Annotated in this window: 22 protein-coding genes and 2 pseudogenes; 12 read left to right on the top strand and 12 right to left on the bottom strand. The window is 56.8% G+C overall.

What is annotated here, in order from left to right:
* Positions 1 to 4: 4 nt before the first annotated feature.
* Together ACR0EL_RS17420 and ACR0EL_RS17415 are read left to right on the top strand one after the other, a co-directional pair.
* Entirely contained in the window at positions 5 to 349 is a 345-nt protein-coding gene (locus tag ACR0EL_RS17420) for a copper resistance CopC family protein (RefSeq protein ID WP_480501336.1), read from the top strand.
* Positions 346 to 1,224 (top strand): CopD family protein, encoded by an 879-nt coding sequence (locus ACR0EL_RS17415; RefSeq protein ID WP_480501335.1) that lies wholly within the window; start codon positions 346 to 348, stop codon positions 1,222 to 1,224. The genes ACR0EL_RS17420 and ACR0EL_RS17415 overlap by 4 nt, the downstream gene beginning before the upstream one ends.
* Before the next feature lie 230 nt (positions 1,225 to 1,454).
* Here ACR0EL_RS17415 and ACR0EL_RS17410 read toward each other — a convergent pair whose 3' ends face one another.
* The 9 genes from ACR0EL_RS17410 to ACR0EL_RS17370 all read right to left on the bottom strand — a co-directional run bounded on the left by ACR0EL_RS17410 (position 1,455) and on the right by ACR0EL_RS17370 (position 9,082).
* On the bottom strand, positions 1,455 to 1,973 hold the full coding sequence (locus ACR0EL_RS17410; protein ID WP_480501334.1) for a hypothetical protein: 519 nt from the start codon (positions 1,971 to 1,973) through the stop codon (positions 1,455 to 1,457).
* A 10-nt stretch (positions 1,974 to 1,983) separates the two neighbouring features.
* A complete protein-coding gene (locus ACR0EL_RS17405; protein ID WP_480501333.1) occupies positions 1,984 to 2,430 on the bottom strand; it encodes a hypothetical protein in 447 nt (148 codons plus the stop codon).
* 448 nt (positions 2,431 to 2,878) lie between these two features.
* Complete coding sequence (locus ACR0EL_RS17400) at positions 2,879 to 4,075, bottom strand: NnrS family protein (RefSeq protein ID WP_480501332.1); 1,197 nt, start codon at positions 4,073 to 4,075, stop codon at positions 2,879 to 2,881.
* Between the two features lie 70 nt (positions 4,076 to 4,145).
* Positions 4,146 to 4,385 (bottom strand): NnrT protein, encoded by a 240-nt coding sequence (locus ACR0EL_RS17395; protein WP_353011078.1) that lies wholly within the window; start codon positions 4,383 to 4,385, stop codon positions 4,146 to 4,148.
* Positions 4,382 to 4,564 carry a protein NnrT gene (locus ACR0EL_RS17390; RefSeq protein WP_480501331.1) on the bottom strand — a complete coding sequence of 61 codons (183 nt, stop codon included), beginning with the start codon at positions 4,562 to 4,564 and terminating at the stop codon, positions 4,382 to 4,384. Before ACR0EL_RS17390 ends, ACR0EL_RS17395 begins: the two co-directional genes overlap by 4 nt.
* Before the next feature lies 1 nt (position 4,565).
* A complete protein-coding gene (locus tag ACR0EL_RS17385; RefSeq protein WP_480501330.1) occupies positions 4,566 to 6,455 on the bottom strand; it encodes a nitric oxide reductase activation protein NorD in 1,890 nt (629 codons plus the stop codon).
* Positions 6,456 to 6,460: 5 nt separating this feature from the next.
* Entirely contained in the window at positions 6,461 to 7,255 is a 795-nt protein-coding gene (locus ACR0EL_RS17380; protein WP_480501329.1) for an AAA family ATPase, read from the bottom strand.
* Positions 7,256 to 7,258: 3 nt separating this feature from the next.
* Positions 7,259 to 8,608 (bottom strand): cbb3-type cytochrome c oxidase subunit I, encoded by a 1,350-nt coding sequence (locus ACR0EL_RS17375; RefSeq protein ID WP_480501328.1) that lies wholly within the window; start codon positions 8,606 to 8,608, stop codon positions 7,259 to 7,261.
* 21 nt (positions 8,609 to 8,629) lie between these two features.
* A complete protein-coding gene (locus ACR0EL_RS17370) occupies positions 8,630 to 9,082 on the bottom strand; it encodes a c-type cytochrome (RefSeq protein WP_155147961.1) in 453 nt (150 codons plus the stop codon).
* Between the two features lie 23 nt (positions 9,083 to 9,105).
* Here ACR0EL_RS17370 and ACR0EL_RS17365 point away from each other — a divergent pair, with 23 nt between their 5' ends.
* Entirely contained in the window at positions 9,106 to 9,417 is a 312-nt protein-coding gene (locus tag ACR0EL_RS17365; protein WP_480501327.1) for a DUF1858 domain-containing protein, read from the top strand.
* Positions 9,418 to 9,425: 8 nt separating this feature from the next.
* Here ACR0EL_RS17365 and ACR0EL_RS17360 read toward each other — a convergent pair whose 3' ends face one another.
* Positions 9,426 to 10,139: a Crp/Fnr family transcriptional regulator gene (locus ACR0EL_RS17360; protein WP_480501326.1), complete on the bottom strand. Its 714-nt coding sequence runs from the start codon at positions 10,137 to 10,139 to the stop codon at positions 9,426 to 9,428.
* 153 nt (positions 10,140 to 10,292) lie between these two features.
* Here ACR0EL_RS17360 and ACR0EL_RS17355 point away from each other — a divergent pair, with 153 nt between their 5' ends.
* Genes ACR0EL_RS17355 through ACR0EL_RS17345 form a run of 3 tightly spaced genes read left to right on the top strand, consistent with a single transcriptional unit; the run spans position 10,293 to position 12,768 of the window.
* Positions 10,293 to 10,724 carry a pseudoazurin gene (locus ACR0EL_RS17355; RefSeq protein WP_480501325.1) on the top strand — a complete coding sequence of 144 codons (432 nt, stop codon included), beginning with the start codon at positions 10,293 to 10,295 and terminating at the stop codon, positions 10,722 to 10,724.
* Positions 10,725 to 10,784: 60 nt separating this feature from the next.
* A complete protein-coding gene (gene nirK, locus ACR0EL_RS17350) occupies positions 10,785 to 12,002 on the top strand; it encodes a copper-containing nitrite reductase (RefSeq protein ID WP_480501324.1) in 1,218 nt (405 codons plus the stop codon).
* Between the two features lie 16 nt (positions 12,003 to 12,018).
* Positions 12,019 to 12,768 carry a formylglycine-generating enzyme family protein gene (locus ACR0EL_RS17345; protein WP_480501323.1) on the top strand — a complete coding sequence of 250 codons (750 nt, stop codon included), beginning with the start codon at positions 12,019 to 12,021 and terminating at the stop codon, positions 12,766 to 12,768.
* 284 nt (positions 12,769 to 13,052) lie between these two features.
* Here ACR0EL_RS17345 and ACR0EL_RS17340 read toward each other — a convergent pair.
* Positions 13,053 to 13,142: pseudogene (locus ACR0EL_RS17340) on the bottom strand (IS5/IS1182 family transposase); the annotation flags it as partial.
* A 107-nt stretch (positions 13,143 to 13,249) separates the two neighbouring features.
* Between ACR0EL_RS17340 and ACR0EL_RS17335 the strand changes: the two are divergent.
* From ACR0EL_RS17335 to ACR0EL_RS17320, 4 genes and pseudogenes are all read left to right on the top strand, one after another.
* A complete protein-coding gene (locus tag ACR0EL_RS17335) occupies positions 13,250 to 13,858 on the top strand; it encodes a hypothetical protein (protein WP_480501322.1) in 609 nt (202 codons plus the stop codon).
* Positions 13,859 to 13,863: 5 nt separating this feature from the next.
* Positions 13,864 to 14,376 (top strand): ABC transporter permease, encoded by a 513-nt coding sequence (locus ACR0EL_RS17330; protein WP_480501321.1) that lies wholly within the window; start codon positions 13,864 to 13,866, stop codon positions 14,374 to 14,376.
* Between the two features lie 61 nt (positions 14,377 to 14,437).
* Positions 14,438 to 14,710 (top strand): hypothetical protein, encoded by a 273-nt coding sequence (locus ACR0EL_RS17325; protein WP_480501320.1) that lies wholly within the window; start codon positions 14,438 to 14,440, stop codon positions 14,708 to 14,710.
* A gap of 10 nt (positions 14,711 to 14,720) precedes the next feature.
* Positions 14,721 to 15,026 (top strand): annotated as a pseudogene (locus ACR0EL_RS17320) (ATP-binding cassette domain-containing protein); the annotation flags it as partial.
* 529 nt (positions 15,027 to 15,555) lie between these two features.
* Here the strand turns inward: ACR0EL_RS17320 and ACR0EL_RS17315 are convergent.
* Positions 15,556 to 16,209, bottom strand: a complete 654-nt coding sequence (locus ACR0EL_RS17315; protein ID WP_480501319.1) for a GntR family transcriptional regulator — start codon at positions 16,207 to 16,209, stop codon at positions 15,556 to 15,558.
* Here ACR0EL_RS17315 and ACR0EL_RS17310 point away from each other — a divergent pair.
* Entirely contained in the window at positions 16,208 to 17,518 is a 1,311-nt protein-coding gene (locus tag ACR0EL_RS17310) for a Gfo/Idh/MocA family protein (RefSeq protein ID WP_480501318.1), read from the top strand. The genes ACR0EL_RS17315 and ACR0EL_RS17310 overlap by 2 nt on opposite strands.
* Positions 17,519 to 17,594: 76 nt before the next feature.
* Positions 17,595 to 18,605 (top strand): TRAP transporter substrate-binding protein DctP, encoded by a 1,011-nt coding sequence (gene dctP / locus ACR0EL_RS17305; RefSeq protein ID WP_480501317.1) that lies wholly within the window; start codon positions 17,595 to 17,597, stop codon positions 18,603 to 18,605.
* The last annotated feature ends 7 nt before the right edge of the window (positions 18,606 to 18,612 follow it).

Raw genomic sequence — 18,612 nt, 5'->3', positions numbered from 1 at the left:
TCAGATGATCAAACAAACTCTTTTCGGTTTGACCGTAGCTATGGCGCCAGCGCTTGCGGCTGCGCATTCAAAGTCCGAAGAAACGACACCGGCTGACGGCGCGACTGTCACGGACGTGCCGGAGCTTACCATGCGGTTCGATGATCCGATGCGTATCATCTCGGTCACGCTGACCTCACCCGATGGCGACGTCGAAATTCAACACGAAACGGGTATGGACCCCGCTGTGGAGTTCCGGGCTATACCTTTGGAGGAGCTTGCACCCGGAAGCTATCGCTTCGACTGGCGAGGCATAGCTTCCGACGGTCACCCGATGCAGGGCAGCTTCTCTTTCACGGTCGCTGAGTGATCGGTCTGGCACCCATTGACGGTGTTGTTGTCTTGGCCATTTTGGCGAAGGCACTTGGCTACGGCTCGGCGCTGCTGGCGATGGGTAGCGTCCTGTTCACCGTCCTCTTTGCCACGCGCGCCGAAGCGTCTGTTTTGCGCCTTGCAAGGCACCTCGCGGTCGGTGCAGCGATTGTAGGTCTTGCCGTGCTTGCTCTACGTTTCAGCATCAGAGCGGCGCGGATATCCGGAATGGGCTTTGAGGGCGCAACGGACCCAATGATGCTTGGTTTTGTTTGGGACAGTCCACTTGGCACCGCCGCTATTTGGCGAGGAGTAGGAGAACTCGCGATATTGGCAATCCTGCTCCCCCGAGTAGGGCACTGGATCGCTTTGGCGGGCAGCCTTGCCGTAGCGCTGTCCTTCGCCCAGGTGGGACACTCGCTCGGAGAACCAAGGGTGCCTCTCGCAGTCTTACTGGTTCTTCATCTGCTGGCAGTCGCGTTTTGGGTTGGCGCTCTCCTGCCCTTGCGCAAAGCGGCGCTCACTCCAACCGGGGCCGATCTACTGCACCACTTTGGCAATGTCGCTGCTTACGGAGTTGCCGTTCTGATTTTAGTAGGCGCGGCACTCGCATGGCTGCTTTCGGGCTCAGTGGCCGCCTTATTCGGAACGGCCTATGGATTGGTACTTTTGGTCAAGGTCGTGATCGTTTCTGCCCTTCTTGGCCTCGCGGCATTGAATAAGTTGAGACTTGTTCCGGCTCTCAGGGCTGAGACGCGTGGCGCGGAAATTGCTCTCCGGCGGTCGATTTCGATAGAGATGTTGGCTGTTGTCTTGATCCTGTTTGCAACGGCGACGCTAACCAGTGTCACAACACCTCCCATCAATCTCTGACGGCTTATAGTCCAAGCCGGAATTACAAAGCCTTGTTACCAATGTCCGCTTAGGGCTGCGAGCGCGAGTAGGCCGCTGAAGGGCCAAAGTCAGATTTGTCCGCAGAATGTGAGTTCGCCCGCGTTCAGATTTTGCTCATGCAGCGAATGGCTGGTTCGACGGGCCGCGCCGCAGCATTGCTAGGCATCGGCCAACGGCAGCTAAGGGCCGTATCCGCCGAAAAATTGGTTCTACCCATCTCCGCCGGAGACAAGGGAGAGGCGCGTCGCCGCAACTCCGATTTCTTGGACCCGTATAACCTGACGCAACACCTCAGAGGTGAGATGAAACTGGCCCTCATCGGAGTCCGGAATCGGTTGCGCGGTCGCCGAGTTCGGACTCCTCGACGTATGCCGCGCCAGTAAAGCACGCAGTTGTTCAAGTTCGCTCATGAGTGTGTCTATGACTACGCGGTCGCCAGTCGGAGTAAAGCCTAGCTTGTCTGCCAGATTATCCAGCGCGTTGTCAAACACGGCTTCGTTCCGGATCGACCATCGATCTTTGACCCGTTCAAGAGATCTAAGTTCGGAAATTGCATCGCCCAACTTGCGTTCAGCGTCACCGATGCGCATCTGCGCGTCTGAATTCTCATTCTCTTCGATAAATGCGAACGCTTGGTAAAGGTCGGATAGCGCTCGCATAAAGCTGGCAGCAGGTTTTCTGGATTGGTTTGCAAATTCTCTATTCACGAAATTCAGTGGCAAAGGCATCGAAGTTCCCTCATGATGTTCGCTCAAGTTCACGTAAGAACTTACCAAATGGTGCGTTTAATTGATCCGCGAAAGCGATGTTAGTCTTGATGTATTGCATGCCGACGAAGCCCTTCATCTCCTCCACAGCGGCACTCCAATGTGGCTCGGGGTAATACCCCGCTCGATGATGGGTGTAGACCTCATCATAAAGGCTAAATACCCGGAGCATCAGACCGTGGGCGTCCGGAACTTCCTCAGGAGGTATTTTAAGCTCCCACACATCTGCAACGCCTTCGACCGCATTAATCTCATCGGAAAGGGCAATCGATTTCGCACGAAATTCCGAGACGATCTTAGCCGATTGAAGGCGTCTTCTCACTACAGGAAAAAGCCACGCGGCCAGTCCAACCAATACTGCAAGACAGGCGGCAATAGCGCTAACTGCAGTTCCGTTTGTTTCGAAGAATTCCATCATGCCGGAATGCCGACTACGCCTATCCAAATGCAACGCCAGATTGACTTGCTGACGTGACTATTTCAAGCCCGATGCCAGTATTGATCTCGCGTTGCCGATCTGTATGGGTTCGCGCTGAAGTCGGTTCGGTTGTCCAATTGCATTCTCAGAATAGCCAGGCTTCAGCGACCTTTCGTCATTGTCTCCTTTCGGAATGTTGCGCTGCGGCGATGCCCTGGTCATCAAAGTCTGGTTTGGGCCGGCTCTGAAGGTCGATCATGGGCTGTAGTCAAAGATGCTGCGCTGCCTCCGAGGTCGGCAGCGAGCCCAACCTGTGAATTCAGAATATGAGCGGCATGCGCGCGCAGCGAAGACAATTCTGCGCCAGCGTAAGTCTGAATGCTTCGGTGCAGCATACGATCCAGACATTGGCAAAATAGAGTGACGAGACCAGGTAGCCTTAGTTTCGCTAATTTCCCGATCTGCATGCCTTTGGCCGCAGAAGCATTGGACCATAAACTAGGACAAACCCTCCGAAGGCCAACAGCCAGAACACGCCGGAAAGGGTGCTCAAGCCCAGATTGAGCGGGGTCAGAAACCGCATCAGCGCCGCTGCAAAGGTGCATACAAAGATCGCAACGGTGGCCTTGCCCGCCGTCAATTCGTGGCCCGTGTGCCCCAGTGTGGCTCGGGTCATAACCGCCAGTGTCATCGCACCTATCGCACCTGCCATCCACAGATGCTGTGCCCCCGCCGTGTCCGGATTGCCCAGGATCTGATCCAGGCCAAGCGCGAAGGCACCCAGTGGAATAAACGCATAAGACGCATGCAGGAAAAACACCAAGGGCTCGCTCAGCGTGTGGTGCCCCTGCCACCTGGTCAGCCGCATCAGGTGCAATACTCCGAACACCAGCAGGCAGAGCCCTGTCGTGACTGTGAACGGGGCCAGCGTCCAGATCGCCAGGATCGGCAGGCTGAGCAACAGCGTGAGCTTGTCGAAGAACTGCATCGGTGGGACAGGACGTACGGCATGTTGTTCACTCACCAGCCAGTTGCGGGTAAAGGACGGGGTGATCCGCCCACCGATAACGGCGATCATCATCACAGCTGTCGCCAGGCCCAACCGCAGTCCATAACCCTGCGCCGCGTATTCGCCGACAAGTGCCTCAAAGTGAAACAGCCCATTGGCAAGCGTAAAGACGGCTAGCAGGGCCAGCACGATCAAATTGCGCCAATTCTTGCCTGCAAGGATCTCTCGCAGGATCAGACCGCCAAGCGCGACGGGAAATGAGAGGTCGATTGCGGGAGCGATCAGGGGCGGCAAAACCTGGGAGAATAGGATCGCCCCGCGCCCGGCGCACCATAGCGCAAAGAGCCCCGCCAAGGGCAAGCCGACGATTGGCAATCGTCCGGTCCAGTTGGGAACGGCTGTTAGCAGGAAGCCAGCGAGTACCGCGCCAAGATAGCCGAACAGAAACTCATGGGCGTGCCAAGATCCACGGTCAAGCTGCGTGGGCAGGTCCAGCATTCCCGCCAGTATAGCCAGCCAAAGACTCATGGCTACAATGACCCAGACAGCTCCAAAGAGGAAAAAGGGCCGAAACCCGAAGCTGAACAAAGCGGGCCCCTGCCAACGGCGCATTTGTTCTGCAGATGTCTGAGCCATCATAGAGCTCCCGCTTGCGGTCTGTTGTGCTTTGATACTCTGCCGTCCGCGAGGCGGGTCCGTTGCGGTCTCATACCTCTGCCCTTTTATCCGCGACATCCATCAGATGGCGGATGTGCCGCGCAAAGTACCATGTCGCAGGCACTCCGACGATTGCGCCAGTGAGGACCGACAAGCCGGTGGGCAGTACGGGTCCGCCTATCCAACTGAAGATCAGTGAAGCAAAGAACACATTGACCGCTGCCGCGCCCGCGCCGAACGGGTATAGCGCAACCGCGATTTTGGTTGTGGACCAGCCCTGCCGTGTCATCTGCGCGAGACCAACCATTGCACCGCCACCATGCTCAGAACAAGCGTGATGCAGGCCACGGCGTACCAGAATTCCGCCGTTGCGGATTGCGCCTGTGGAATCGGGCGGTCGAAGCCTTCCGCGATAAGGCGCGATCCTGCCAGAACGAAGATGCCTGTTAGGGAAAAAAAGAGGCGCATGTCAGGGCTCCTGTGTCAGTGTTCTGTAGATGTCGGGAAGCGCGCGCAGCAGGCGTTCCGGGTTCGGCAAAAGGGCAAACCCACCGCGCCCGAAAATGCGCGCGAACCAGTCCTGCCCATCTTCGTCGATCACAACGCCATGAAGGCTCTGGCCCGCCGCGCGGGCCTCGCGCACGGCCATGTGGCTGTCTTCTATACCGTGCTGGCCTTCGTAGTGGTCCAGATCGTTGGGTTTGCCATCGGTCAGCACGATCAGCAGTTTGCGGACGCTCGGTTCCTCGGCCAATTGCGCGCTGACATAGCGGATCGCGGCACCAAGCCGGGTGTAGTGGCCGGGCTTCAATGCGCCAATGTTGGCGGTGATCACCGGTGACATTGGATCTTCGAAGCCCTTGCAACGAGTCAGGAACACTCGATCACGGCGCAGCGATGAAAAGCCCCAGATACCGCAGCGGTCGCCCGCCGCGTCGATCCCGGCGGCCAATGCCGCCATTGTGTCACGGGCCACGTCGATGACGCAAGTATCGCCGATCGCCGCTTCTGTGGACCGCGACGTGTCGATCAGGAAAGCAACCGACACGTCGCGATCCATTTGCCGCGCGGCCAGCCAGATACGATCTGACCCGCGCCCGGTCGCCAAGATGTCGGCACGTGCTGTCAGGACCGCGTCAAGGTCCAGCTCGGCCCCGTCGATCTGGCGCGGCTGCAGTACACGGCGCGGGCGCAGGGCCTCAAATTGGCGGCGGACTTCGCGGACATAGCGCTCGTTTGGTGTATAGGTTTCTCCATCGGCCAAGGCCGGCGCATCCAGCACGCGGCAGTGATCTTCCATGTAACTGCGCGACCGGTGGTTCCATTCAGGGTATGTGTGTTTGACAGCCAGAGCCTCGTGATCAGCATCAGCAGGCGACAGGTCGAGATGCAGACGCAACCGCGTGGCGACCTTGCGATCCTGTTTCGATAGGGTGATCCGGTCCTGATCCTCAGCCGCCTTCTGAGCGTTTTCGTCATCGTCGTCATCGACGCTGCGGTTGATGTTCATGGATTCGACCCATGACAGGATCGATTCAAACCGGTGAATGATGAAGCTGTCCTTGCGGTTCTGCTGATCCTGGTCTTTGCGCTCGCCCAGCTTGCGGTAGCTGAGAGCGGCATTGGGTGTCGGTGCGGCGGGATCGGCTTCGGCAACGTCGGCTGCCTGCCCGCCCGTGCACCGGTGTTCAAAGCGCAGCCATATCGGGACAGGCGCGCATGGCATGTATCTGCGCGCGTCTGCACCTGTGGCATCAAGCTTGGGAGCCTCGCCACACAGCTGATTGCGGATCGCTTGTTCCATTACGGCCTCTTGGGCGGGGCGGTGCATGTCCGACCGGGAGTCCGCACAAAACGCAGACATCGCGAGGTAATGCTTCCGCAGTCCCGGGCAGGCCAGATAGGCCTTGTCCGCAGCCACTGCATTCGCGCGAATATGCGCACAATCCCGTGCGGGGCCGGGCGCGCCCGGATCGAATGCACCGGCCTCGCTCACAGCGGCAAGTGCCGTCAGCCAGAAAAAGGCAGCACGGTTCAGGTCCGGGTCGGGGAAGGCTTCCATGACGGGTGGCAATGCGAGCCGTTCGCCATCGAAACGCGCCACCCATTCGCGATCCCGCTCGGCCCCAAGCTTGCGGCGCATCACCTGCCGATGCTGCACGACACTTGGTGCGACTTCGGCCAGTTCGACCCCCGGTGCCCCGCCGAGCGCGCGGAAGAGAACGGCAAGGCTGGGTCGGACTGAGGCCAGCGTGACGCCCGCTTCGGGGTGTGTGATGCCAGCCCCGATCCCACTGGCCATGTCGTGCCAGAGGTTTCCGACCGTCTCTTCGGGTTCCATGAGGTCGCGCAAGTGCATTACCGTCACCCGTAGATTGTGCTGACCAGATCGCGCAGCGATTGCTGCACCTCCGGCTCGTCGCTCAATGGTTCGATGACTGCCGCCTCAAGCGCCTGGGTCACCCCCATACCTCCAGCCATCAGTGTGGCGGCGTATATCAGAAGGCGGGTTGAGACGCCTTCCTCAAGATCCATCCCGCTAAGGTTGCGGATATGGCCTGCCAGACGGACTAGCGGCGCAACACGTCCCGGCTCCAGCCTGCTTTCCGATGCGACCACTGCAATCTCGGTTTCCGTGTTGGGGAAATCGAAACTGATCGAAAGGAACCTTTGGCGTGTCGAGGGTTTGAGCCGCTTGAGCACGTTCTGGTAGCCGGGGTTGTAGCTGGCCACCAGCATGAACGCCGCAGGTGCCACCAGCTCTTCACCCGTGCGGTCGATCATCAGCGTGCGCCGCGTATCCGTCAGCGGGTGCAGCACCACGGTGACATCCTTGCGCGCCTCGACCACCTCGTCGAGGTAACAGATGCCACCCTCTCGCACCGCCCGGGTCAGGGGGCCATCCGCCCAGACGGTTTCGCCCCCTTTGAGCAGATAACGCCCGATCAGGTCCGCCGCCGACAGATCGTCATGACAGGCGACGGTATAAAGCGGTTTGCCCATTTTGGCCGCCATATGTTCGACAAAGCGCGTCTTGCCACAGCCGGTCGGCCCCTTCAGAAGAAGGGGCAAACCATTGTCATATGCCGTCTCGAACAGCTCGCATTCACGCGCGACGGGCTGATAGAACGGCAGGGTCCGAGGAGTTTGAATGTTCATGGCTTACTCTCCGGGAACCGAGCTGGCCGAGCCGGGCGTGATGATCTCTTGCTTGCGCACGACCAGCATCGAGTAGATGAACAGCAGCGCTCCGATCACCACGGCGGCACCCGCGCCGAACCGCATCAGATAGAAGACCGACAGAGCGTCCTGTACATCCATGTAATAGTCACCGACCACTCTCTGCATATGGGTCTGGATGGTGCCCGCGAAGGTCAGCACGAAGGTCATGAATGCCATACCGCCGGTCATCAGCCAGAACGAGGCCATGTTCAGCACCTGATTGTAGGGTGCGCGGCCCCGCAGCATCGGCATCGCATAGGTGAAGACCGCCAGGTTCAGCGCCACATAGGCGCCATAAAAAGCAAGGTGGCCATGGGCTGCGGTGATCTGCGTGCCGTGGCTGTAGAAGTTGACCCCGTGCAGTGTGTGCAGGAAGCCCCAGACACCGGCACCAAAGAAGGCCACGGTGGACGACCCGAGCGACCACAGAAGCGCAGCCTTGTTGGGGTGGTTCTTGCGGCCCTTCCAGACCATGACAAAAGCAAAGCTCATCATCAGGAAAAAGGGGATCACCTCGAAGGTGGAGAAGATCGAGCCGACCCACTGCCAGTAGCCCGGCAGACCGATCCAGTAGAAATGGTGCCCAGTGCCGAGAATGCCGGAAAACAGCGCAGTGGCGACGATGACATAGAGCCATTTTTCCACCACTTCACGGTCCACGCCTGTCAACTTGAGAAGCAGGAAGGCGAGGATGGCGGCCATTACTAGTTCCCAGGTCGCTTCGACCCACAGGTGCACGACGAACCACCAGTACATCTTGTCGAGGCTCAGGTTGTCTGGGTTGATGAACGCAAACACCCAGAGCAGCGACAGCAGCCACAGACCCATCAGCAGCACATTAGTGATCGCCGTTTTCTTGCCTGCCAGAACGGTCATTGAGACGTTGAACAGAAAGATCAGCGCCGCGACGAGGATGCCGAACTTGACCCACAGGGGTTGTTCAAGAAACTCACGCCCGCCATGGATGCCGACCAGATATGAGCCGACCGCACCCAGCGTCCCAACCAGAAGGATGATGAGTTGCAGATAGGCCAATTTGACCGAGTAGATCTCGCGCTCGGATTCCTCGGGGATGAGGAAGTACGCTGCCCCGAAGAAGCCCAGCAGCAGCCAGACGATCAGCGCATTGGTGTGGATCATGCGGATGATGTTGAACGGCAGAAGTTCGGACAGGAAGTTCGGCGATACATAGACCCAGCCAGCCAGAAGCCCGCCCAGCACCTGAATGCCAAACAGGGCTATTGCAGCCAGAAAATAGTAGTACGCCACTTTTTGAGATTGGTATTTCATGTGATTTCTCCTTCGTGCCGCTTAACCAGCGTCATTGGGCGGCCAGCCTTGTGTGTCGGTCTGATCGGCCCAGCGAAGGAACTCAGCAAGGCCGCGCATCTCTTCTTCGGTCAGATCGAAATAGGGCATCTGGCGGCGGCCCTCGACGCCCGAGGGCTGCGCCTTCATCCAGCCATCAAGGATTTCATAGGCGTCCTCGGGCGAATCCATGACGTCCCAGCGGGTCATCACATTGCCCAGCTCGGGGGCAAAATAAGCGCCTTCACCATGCAGGCTATGGCAGTTGATGCAGGAATGGCGTTCCCAGACATGTTTGCCCAGAACGACCTCTTCGCTGAGTTCCATGCCTGCGGTTGACGTATTAACCACGTAGCGGTGGCTGTGGACGGTCATCGCCACGAAGATCACGACGAAAAAGATCGAGCCCCCGTAGAAAATGTTTCGCGCCCGCGATTTGGTTAAGATTTCAGCCATGCGTCGGCCTCCTTCAGATCGGGATGCCTATTGCTAGCCCGAGCGAAGAAGGCACTGTTTGCGCCAGCGCAACGTTTGGAACTGTTCCAAGCCTAAAGTCGAGGGCGAGAGGAACCCCAATGCCTTGCCCGAACATTGACGATCCAGACCTGACGCTTGCGGATCTTATGACGCAATGGCCGCAGACAATTCGTGTTTTCCTAAAGCATGGAATGTTATGTGTCGGATGCCTAGTGAACCCGTTTCACACCATCTCAGACGCCTGTCTGGAATACGATCTGGATGAAACGGCCTTTTTGGAAGAGTTGAAGAGCGCAATTTCCAACTGTGCCTGACCGGACGGCTAGCCCTGGCCGAGTTCGACCAGCGCGTGGGGATCACATACTTTAATGCGCTTGCGTCTGCTTTCAACGAACCCCTGCTTTTCCCATGCGCTCAGCAATCGGCTAACCGTATGCAGGGTGGTCGCTGTAAGTTCCGAGAGATCCTGTCGGGTGATGGGGAAATCAATCTCAATCCCGTCCTCCACCTTGCGACCGGTCTGATTGATCAGACGCAAGAGCGCGTTAGCCACGCGCTGTTCTACCTGTTGTGTCGCAAGCTCCACAATACGGGTGTTCATTTCTCCTACACGGTGGCCAACCGTCTTGTAGGTTTCAGTGGCGAAGCCGTCATATTCGGTGACGAAAGTATCCCACAGTCTGGTGGGCCAGCTCAGCGCAATGGATTCCGTCGCCGTGACCGCCGTGGCCGGATAAGTCTTGCGCCCGATCGCCTTTGCAATTCCCAAAAGTTGACCTGCAGGGATATGCAATGCGGTGACCTGTTCACCGGTCTGCGTAACCCGCACCACTCGGACATAACCATCCAGCAACATGAAGAAACGATCGGCCGGGTTTTCCTCTTCAAAGATATGCGCGCCCGCTTCATAGCGGCGTGAACTGGCCTGATCCAGAATCGTGCGGATTTGCCGACGATCCAGTTTTGAGAATGGTGGCAAATGCGTCAGCAGGCTTTCATCAAGCCGCGGCAATATTTTCTTGGCTGCTTCCGTCATTGCTTACCTGACTTGGCACAATCACAGCCGCAAAACCAGATCGTAATGGTCAGTGTTTCCCGAAAACGCGGCAAACCTTGTGCCAGCGCAAATTGCAGATCGCGGAAATCGATAGAGTCAGGCCCAAGAGATCATTCAGGAAAGGACAATTCGATGATCCGCACGCTTACAACCGGCGTTGCACTGGCCACCCTGCTGGCTGGTGCCGCCTTCGCGGAAACCTTCGAGGTGCAAATGCTCAACAATGGCAGTGATGGCGAGCGCATGGTTTTCGAACCCACGTTCATCCAGGCTGCTCCGGGCGACACGATCAAATTCATTGCATCGGACAAGGGCCACAACGCCGAAACAGCCAAGGGCATGCTTCCAGATGGTGCCGAGCCCTTCAAGGGCAAGATCAACGAGGAAATCGAAGTCACGCTGGATACCGAAGGTGTCTATGGCGTGATCTGTAAACCCCACTACGCGATGGGCATGGTGATGACCATAGTGGTGGGTGACGTCGAGGTTCCCGAAGATTTTCTGGAAGGTCGCGTTCCCAAAAAAGCGAAGGAGCGTTTCACAGCCCAACTTGAAAATTTCTGATCCCCGATACGGCAGCGAAATGCTTACCCGCTGCACCCATCCGACCTCAAGGAGGATATTATGACCAAGTTCATCAACCCCGGCCTCATGAAAACCAGCCGCCGCAACGTCTTGCGCGGCAGCGTACTCGCCGGTGCCGCTGCAATGACGGGGGCCGGTGCAATGGCTGCATCGCGTACACCCAAACTGCATGGCATAAACACAGTCTCAAACAACATCTATCGGGTGGCGGGCAAAGAAAAGGCCGCAACAATTGCCAAGCCTGCTGATTTGTCGGGCTACACTCGGGTGAAGCAGGAACTCGTACCCCCACCTTTCGCACCAGCGCACGAGCAGGTCGCGACTGGCGGTCCGAAGATTGTTGAGATCACCATGGAAACCGAAGAGCGGCTCATGGTCGTTGACGAAGACAATGGTGCCGAAATCTGGGCGCTGACCTATAACGGGTCTGTCCCGGGTCCGCTGATCATCGTCCATGAGGGCGATATGGTGGAGTTGACACTGCGCAACCCGACTTCCAGCATGATGGAGCACAACATCGACTTCCACGCGTCGACTGGTGCCCTGGGTGGCGGTGGCCTAACCCATGTCTATCCCGGCGAGGAATGCGTACTGCGTTGGAAGGCAACCAAGCCTGGTTGCTTCACGTACCACTGTGCTCCGGGCGGTGACATGATCCCGTATCACGTCACGCATGGCATGAACGGTGCCATCATGGTGCTGCCGCGCGATGGCCTGAAGGACAAGGACGGCAACCCGCTGCGCTATGACAGCATCGCCTATTTCGGTGAGCAGGACTATTACCTGCCCAAGGACGAAAACGGCGACTATCGCACCTACGAGTCTGCAGGCGACGACTATGCCGACAGCCTTGAAGTGATGCGTGGCCTAATCCCGACTCATTCGGTGTTCAACGGTGCCGTCGGTGCTCTGACCGGCGAAGGCGCGATCAAAGCCAAGGTTGGTGAGTCTGTGCTGATGGTCCACAACCAGGCGAACCGGGACTCCCGTCCGCACCTGATCGGCGGGCATGGCAACTATGTCTGGGAAAGCTCGTTCACCGACGCGCCTCTTCAGGACATGGAAACGTGGTTCGTGCGTGGCGGCAGTGCTGTCGCGGCCATGTATACCTTCGAGCAACCGGGCGTCTATGCCTATGTCAACCACAACCTGATCGAAGGTGTGATGCTGGGTGCGACCGCTCACGTGGTGGTCGAAGGCCAGTGGGACAACGCGCTCATGGAGCAGGTCGTCGCACCGCGCAGTTTCGAAACCTAAGAGAGGAGGAGGACCGATGTCGACCGCCGCAAACTCATGGACAAGACTTGGTAAGACGTCCCTTCGTTTCGCCATCTTGGGTCTTGCGGCGGCAAGCATCGCTTGGGTCGCGCTCACGCAGCGCGGCCCGGATCCAGCCTATTTGCCCGCGATGGCCGAGCGGGCCGTCATTTTGCCGGACGGGCGTTCGGTCTACGTGCAAAAGTATGAAGTCACCGTAACCGAATGGAACAGATGCGCGGATGAGCGTGCCTGTGAGCTGACCTTGCGTGCACGACCTGACCAAGACCCCTCCACAACACCGGCAACCGGGCTGAGCTATGTGGACGTTCAGCAATATGTCACCTGGATCAATACGAGGAGTCGTCACACCTTCCGACTGCCCACTGCTGAAGAATGGAATTCTTTGGCCGCCGCTGTTCTTCCCGAGAAACCCGATCCAATCTTTACGGACCCATCGTTAACCTGGGCATCCAGCTATCTCATTGAAGGCCTGGCCCCACGAGCGCTCAAGCCCCAAGGCAGCTTTTCTGCTTCCCCCGAAGGCGTCGTCGATCTCGACGGCAGCGTGTGGGAATGGACGATGGAATGCTACGACGGGATGAATGGTGGCACCCCTCCCGATCGCTGTCCGGCGTTCTTCGTCGGAGGCGAGCATTTGGCAGCGATGTCTTATCTGGTCCGCGATCCCGCGCGTGGAGGATGCGCCGTCGGAACGCCGCCGGCCCACCTTGGGATGCGCCTGATCAGCGACAAAGCGGTTTAAGCATGAGAGGAGCTCTATGCGATCGTCCAATCAAGCTTTGCGCACGAGACGAGAGATTGATCGAACAAAATACTCGAATGACAGCTTCGGGCCGTTCGCAAAGCGGTTTCCTTCTTCCACAGATTGGATTCCACATTGGCTCTGATGACCGCGCTGAATCCAAACATTATGCGCTTTGCGAGTTTGGACATTCCTTACGTTGTAATTCAGTGAACTGAATTCTTGAGAAGATATAGCTTGATCATTGGCCAGCGTTTTTCCTAGGGTCAGGACTCGTTGTTGTTTCATAGCCAGAATATGACAGTGGCGGCGAGAGCGATGGCGGAGAGGAATACCTTTGGGCACCTGTCATAGCGGGTTGCCACACGCCGCCAACCCGCAGCAATAGCGCCACCTCCCCGTCACTTGACGGAAATTAACCTGTCGAGCTGACACGGATGCCCTGCCCGCAGGGCATCCCCTTACTTTCGCGAGAACACACATGAAAAAGACAGTCCTGATATGGCTGGCTATAGGGCTGGTCAGTTTTGTGCTGCTGCCCTGGCACATGACCAAAGACGGCCTCTTTGACCCGATTTGGATAACAGATGGCGTTGCCGCAACCGGCCTCTTCAGCATTCTAGCTGGTCAATGGTGGCTTGCACCGGCGGGCCTTGCCATTTTGGCTGCAATTGTCATTCAGTTTGCCATCGATGAACCGGTCAAGCGAGCGCGCCTTACCCTTGGAACAGCGGTTGCAGGGCTGGCCTTCATCGCTCTGCAAGGTTTGATCATCGTTCGTGCTGGCCCACGGATTTTCGAGACCCTTTTCGTAAGCGATGCAGTTATGGCCGGACAACCCGGCATGGGTGCAGGCGCTGGAATATGTGCACTGGCCCTCCTGTTTGCAGCGACGATTTCACTATCGCAATCGGGCAAAGGCCAAGGTGACGCCTTTGTTGTCAGCACTATCGGACTGATTGTGGCCCTCGTCGCGATCTTCGTCTTCTTCCCTGTCATCCACATTTTGGTACGTGCCTTTGAAGTGGACGGCGGGTATTCCCTGACAGAGTTTTCCCACGCTTCTTCAGTAGCGATATCTGGGACTTGAGTTGCTTGATCAGTAATCGGTCCTGTGGCGTTGGCATAAACTCGCTATTTCTGGCCGTCATGACAGGCGCAGGCACAACGCTACTGGGTTTGTCTTTTGCTCTGATCTTCACCCGCACCGATTTTCGCGCAAAGAAGCTTCTGCGGGTATTAACGGTACTTCCGATTATCACACCGCCCTTTGTGATTGGTCTGGCCGTGATCCTGCTCTTCGGTCGCACAGGTACAATAACTGAGTATTTCGCGGACCTTCTTGGTTGGGAGGCCACGCGCTGGCTCTATGGCTTCTGGGGCATTTATTTCGCACAACTTCTGTCCTTCACGCCTATCGCATTCTTCGTACTGATCGGGGTCGTGCAAGGAGTCAGCCCGAGCATGGAAGAAGCGTCGCAAACCCTGGATGCTGATCGTTGGCAGACATTCCGCTTTGTCTCGTTGCCGCTGATGCGTCCGGGTCTTGCGAATGCGTTCCTGCTGGGCTTCATCGAAAGTCTGGCGGATTTCGGCAAGCCTGGATGAAGCATCCATCACATTAGGAGCCAACAGTTTCACCACCGTACGCCGGGTGATCTTGCCGCTTATGGGGCCCGCGGTTTTGGCTGCTTTGACCTATAGCTTTGTGCGGGCGATCACTTCTGTCAGCGCAGTGATCTTCCTGGTCAGCGCGAAGCACAATATGGCGACATCCTTTATCGTGGGGCGCGTGGAAAACGGCGAGTTCGGTCTCGCGATCGCCTATTCGGCTGTGCTGATCATCACGATGCTCGCGGCCATCCTTCTTCTTCAACTTCTGGTCGGAGCGCGCCGCCTGCGCCGCTCTGACCGCGTTCAACAAGCCGCCAAGGCGGCGTGAGGTAAGACCCATGAAAAATCAAACAGGTTCCGTTCGCTTCGAAGGCGTCGTGAAAAAATATGGCGAGGTTACCGCGCTTAAAAAACTCGACCTTGCCATCGATCCGGGCAAACTGGTCACGCTTTTGGGGCCAAGTGGCTGTGGGAAAACCACAACCTTGCGCCTGATTGCTGGGCTGGAGATGGCCACAGATGGGCAGATCCACGTTGGTGGCGAAGATGTCACGCACTTGACCGCCACCTATCGCAAAGTCTCGATGGTCTTCCAATCCTATGCGCTCTTCCCGCATATGACGGTGCGCGAAAACGTAGCCTATGAGTGTCATCCAACTTATGAATTGTAGATTGTCGAAGTGTGAAACTCCAGTGTCGGCAAAGTCCCACGTCTCGAAGACCTGAGCTGGGAACAGCGAAAGCGCCGTATTGGTTCGGGTCAGTTCAGCACCAATGGAAGACTGCTTCGGCGACATGCGCTGCGTCGCAATAAGGGGTGTGCTGCGACCGCGAAGGCATGCTGCGTCAGCGAAGGTCGAAAATCGAATGACCGCAGAGTCCGCGAGGCAGCCTTTCGTACTTGTTCCTCTGAACGGCCATCAGTCAACCAGAGATCGCTTCACATAAAACCGCTTCGGCGATGTGCGCGGTTTGTTGCGGTGGTGCAAAGCAACCCTTGGTTGCAGAAGCTTGGCGTTCTTGTCCCTGTTCAAACGGCTGCCTGATGCAGCGGGGTTAGGATGTTGAATAATGAGCTTACGAAATTCATCTGGTAAGCACAGAAATTAAACTTGCCTATCAGGCCCCGTGTCGCTGATCCAGGTGATGGTGATAGGCAGCAACAACAGCGAGCTACATAGCCTCAAGCGTATGTGAGAGACCGTTTCGGATGTGATCTTCCAACAGTTTCTTGGCCGTGTCGGCGTCTCTGGCCAGCGCGGCATCGAACATGCCCTTGTGCTCCTTGACGGCCGCTTCGCCGCGATAGGTCAGCACGAGCATCTGATACCGCAGATACTTGTCGTAGATGATCGAGTGCAGAGACAGAAGGTTCTTGGAGTTGCAGGCCTCGATCATCGCTTGATGAAACTCCCAATCATATCGTTTCCAGGCTTCTTTCTCGGACTCGTCACCCTTGAGAAGCTGCTGTTCTATCAGGTGCAGTTTGTGGTGTGCGGCGACGAGGTTGCCTTCCCAATCCGTGTCGCCATTCGCAATGGATAACTCCAAAGCATGGCATTCCAACAGGACTCGCAGTTCTGCAATCTCGGTCAGGTCTTCTCGTGAAACTGGTGTGACCAGGAAACCCCGTTGCTCGGGAGCTTCGACAAATCCATCGCTGGCGAGCCTGTTCAGCGTTTCGCGAAGTGTCGAAAGGCTTGCCGAGTAGCGTTCCTTCAAGGCGTCCAGCTTCAGTTTGGAGCCGGGCTGCAGCTCGCCAAAGATGATGTCCCGCTTGATGCGCTGATAGGTGCTTGCACCTATCGTAGACGGCTGTTTCGCCATGCGTTTCACCCGATATTCTCAGTTTCCTCGTTCAATTAGCATTTTTCAGAGACATCAGCAATCCAAACTGATGTATGGTATAAATAAAAATATCATACATTATTGCGGAATCACAAAAACCCCAATACGGTCGTGGCAAAGTTGGGCAAAGCAGCCCGATCGCAATCATCGGTTTCGGGATTTTCCGGACCCTCCGGAAGGAAGCAAAGTGTCTAAGAACTTTCGCATTGCCATTGTAGGCATTGGTCTTGTTGGACGACGCCACGCAGACGCTATCCGAGCGTTGCGCGATGTTGATCTCGTCGCGGTGGTCGACCCCAGCGATGAAGGTCGTGCTTACGCCGTTGAGCACGGGGTCGCATGTTACGAGACCCTCGAGGAAATGTTTGCAAATCAGACGCCGGACGGAGCTGTGCTTGCGACCCCGACCACGCTTCATGTCGAACAAGGCCTCACGTGTGTTCGACATGGTTGTCCCCTTCTCGTCGAAAAACCGATCGCCGTAGAAGCCACCGCTGCACTTGAGCTTGTTCAAGCAGCGGAGAAGGCCAATGTGCCACTGATGGTCGGACATCATCGTCGACACAATCCTCTGATCAGGTCGGCTAAGGAGGCCATTGTCGATGGGAAGATTGGAGATGTGCGCGCTGTCCATGCGAATTGCTGGTTCTATAAGCCAGACGAGTATTTTGATGCTGCGCCCTGGAGAAAGAAACCTGGTGCGGGGCCTATCTCAGTCAATCTGGTCCACGACGTCGATCTTCTGCGGTACCTGGCCGGAGAAGTCGTGACCGTACAGGCTCAGTCAGCTGCATCGCAGCGGGGTTACGACAACGAAGATGTTGCCGGTGCTCTGTTGACGTTCGAAAGCGGAGCGATAGGGACCATAAGTGTGTCCGACAGCATCGTTGCTCCATGGAGCTGGGAGATGACGTCTCAAGAATATCCAATCTATCCTTCAACCACTGAGAGTAGCTACATGATCGGTGGCTCTCATGGTTCGTTGTCCGTTCCCGATCTTCGATTGTGGAGTTACCAGAGTGTGCAAAGGGATTGGTGGACACCTATTTCATCGACCGCGCTGAAGAAGGGTGCGTCTGACCCTCTGGTCAATCAGCTTAGGCACTTTGTTGAAGTAGCTCGGCACGAAGCTGTGCCGATTGTGTCTGGATGGGAAGGTTTCAGAACGCTTCAAGTTATTGAAGCTATTCAGAATTCTTGCAGAACTGGCGAGACTGTCAGGATAAGAAACCTTCAGGAAACGCAGCAACAGAGATTGCAGGCAATAAAAATATCTGATATTTTATAAAAAATCTTGCAAAATCTCCAAAATAGGTCAAAACTCGGAATCGCCAAAACATCATGATGTCTCAGGGAGGAGCAAAGTGATTATCAAACTTACCCGCCGGGCTGCTGTATCAGCCCTGGTTGCAACCGGTGTTCTGCTCAGCGCAACAAGTGGTGCGCTTGCAGACGACAAAGTGCAACTTCGCCTCGCAACGTCGGGGTCGGAAACCGATCAGCGCTCGGTCGCCATGGCCGAGGTTTTCGCGCCCATGGTCGCTGATTTCGCAAGCTACGAGCCCAGCTATAACGGAACCATCTTCGCCCAAGGCACCGAATTGGACGCCATCAGCCGGGGCAACCTGGAAATGTCGATCACCTCGGCGCAGGAGCTGGCACAGTTCTTCCCCGAGTTTTCGATATTTACCGCAGGTTATGTCCACCAGGACGCCGCGCATCAGGTGGCTGTCTTCAACGATCCCTTGATGGATGCCTTCAAGCAAAAGGCTGAAGAAGAGCTGGGCGTTAAATTGCTGTCTGTCATGTATCTGGGTCGCCGCCAGGTGAACCTGCGCCAGCCCAAGGATGAACTGACGGTTTCGACGCCAGCCGATTTGGAAGGTGTGAACCTGCGGATGCCGGGCACAGATGCGTGGCAGTTCCTTGGCAAAGCGCTGGGTGCTGCCCCGACACCAATGGCGTTCTCAGAGGTTTACACAGCTCTGTCGACCGGTGCCGTTGACGGTCAGGACAACCCATTGCCAACCGTGGTTGATGCCAAGTTCTATGAAGTGACAAACCAGATCGTGCTGACGTCTCATCTGGTTGACCTGAACTATATCGCCATCGGCAAAGAAGTCTGGGACGGGCTGACACCGGAACAGCAGGCCAAGGTTCAGGAAGCAGCCGACGCAGCGGCCGAATCAGGTCGTCAGAAGCAGCTTCAAAAAGAAGAAGATCTGGTCAGCTTCCTGAAAGAGCAGGGGATGGAGATCTACGAACCCGATCTCGCTGCGTTCCGCGATCAGGTACAGTCTATGTATCTCGGCAGCGAGTTCGCTGGCTCATGGCCCGAGGGCGTTCTGGAACAGATCAACGCTCTGGGCAACTGAGCCCAGC

Source organism: Ruegeria sp. AH12 (assembly GCF_056541465.1).
This window is presented reverse-complemented; position numbering and strand designations above follow the sequence as displayed.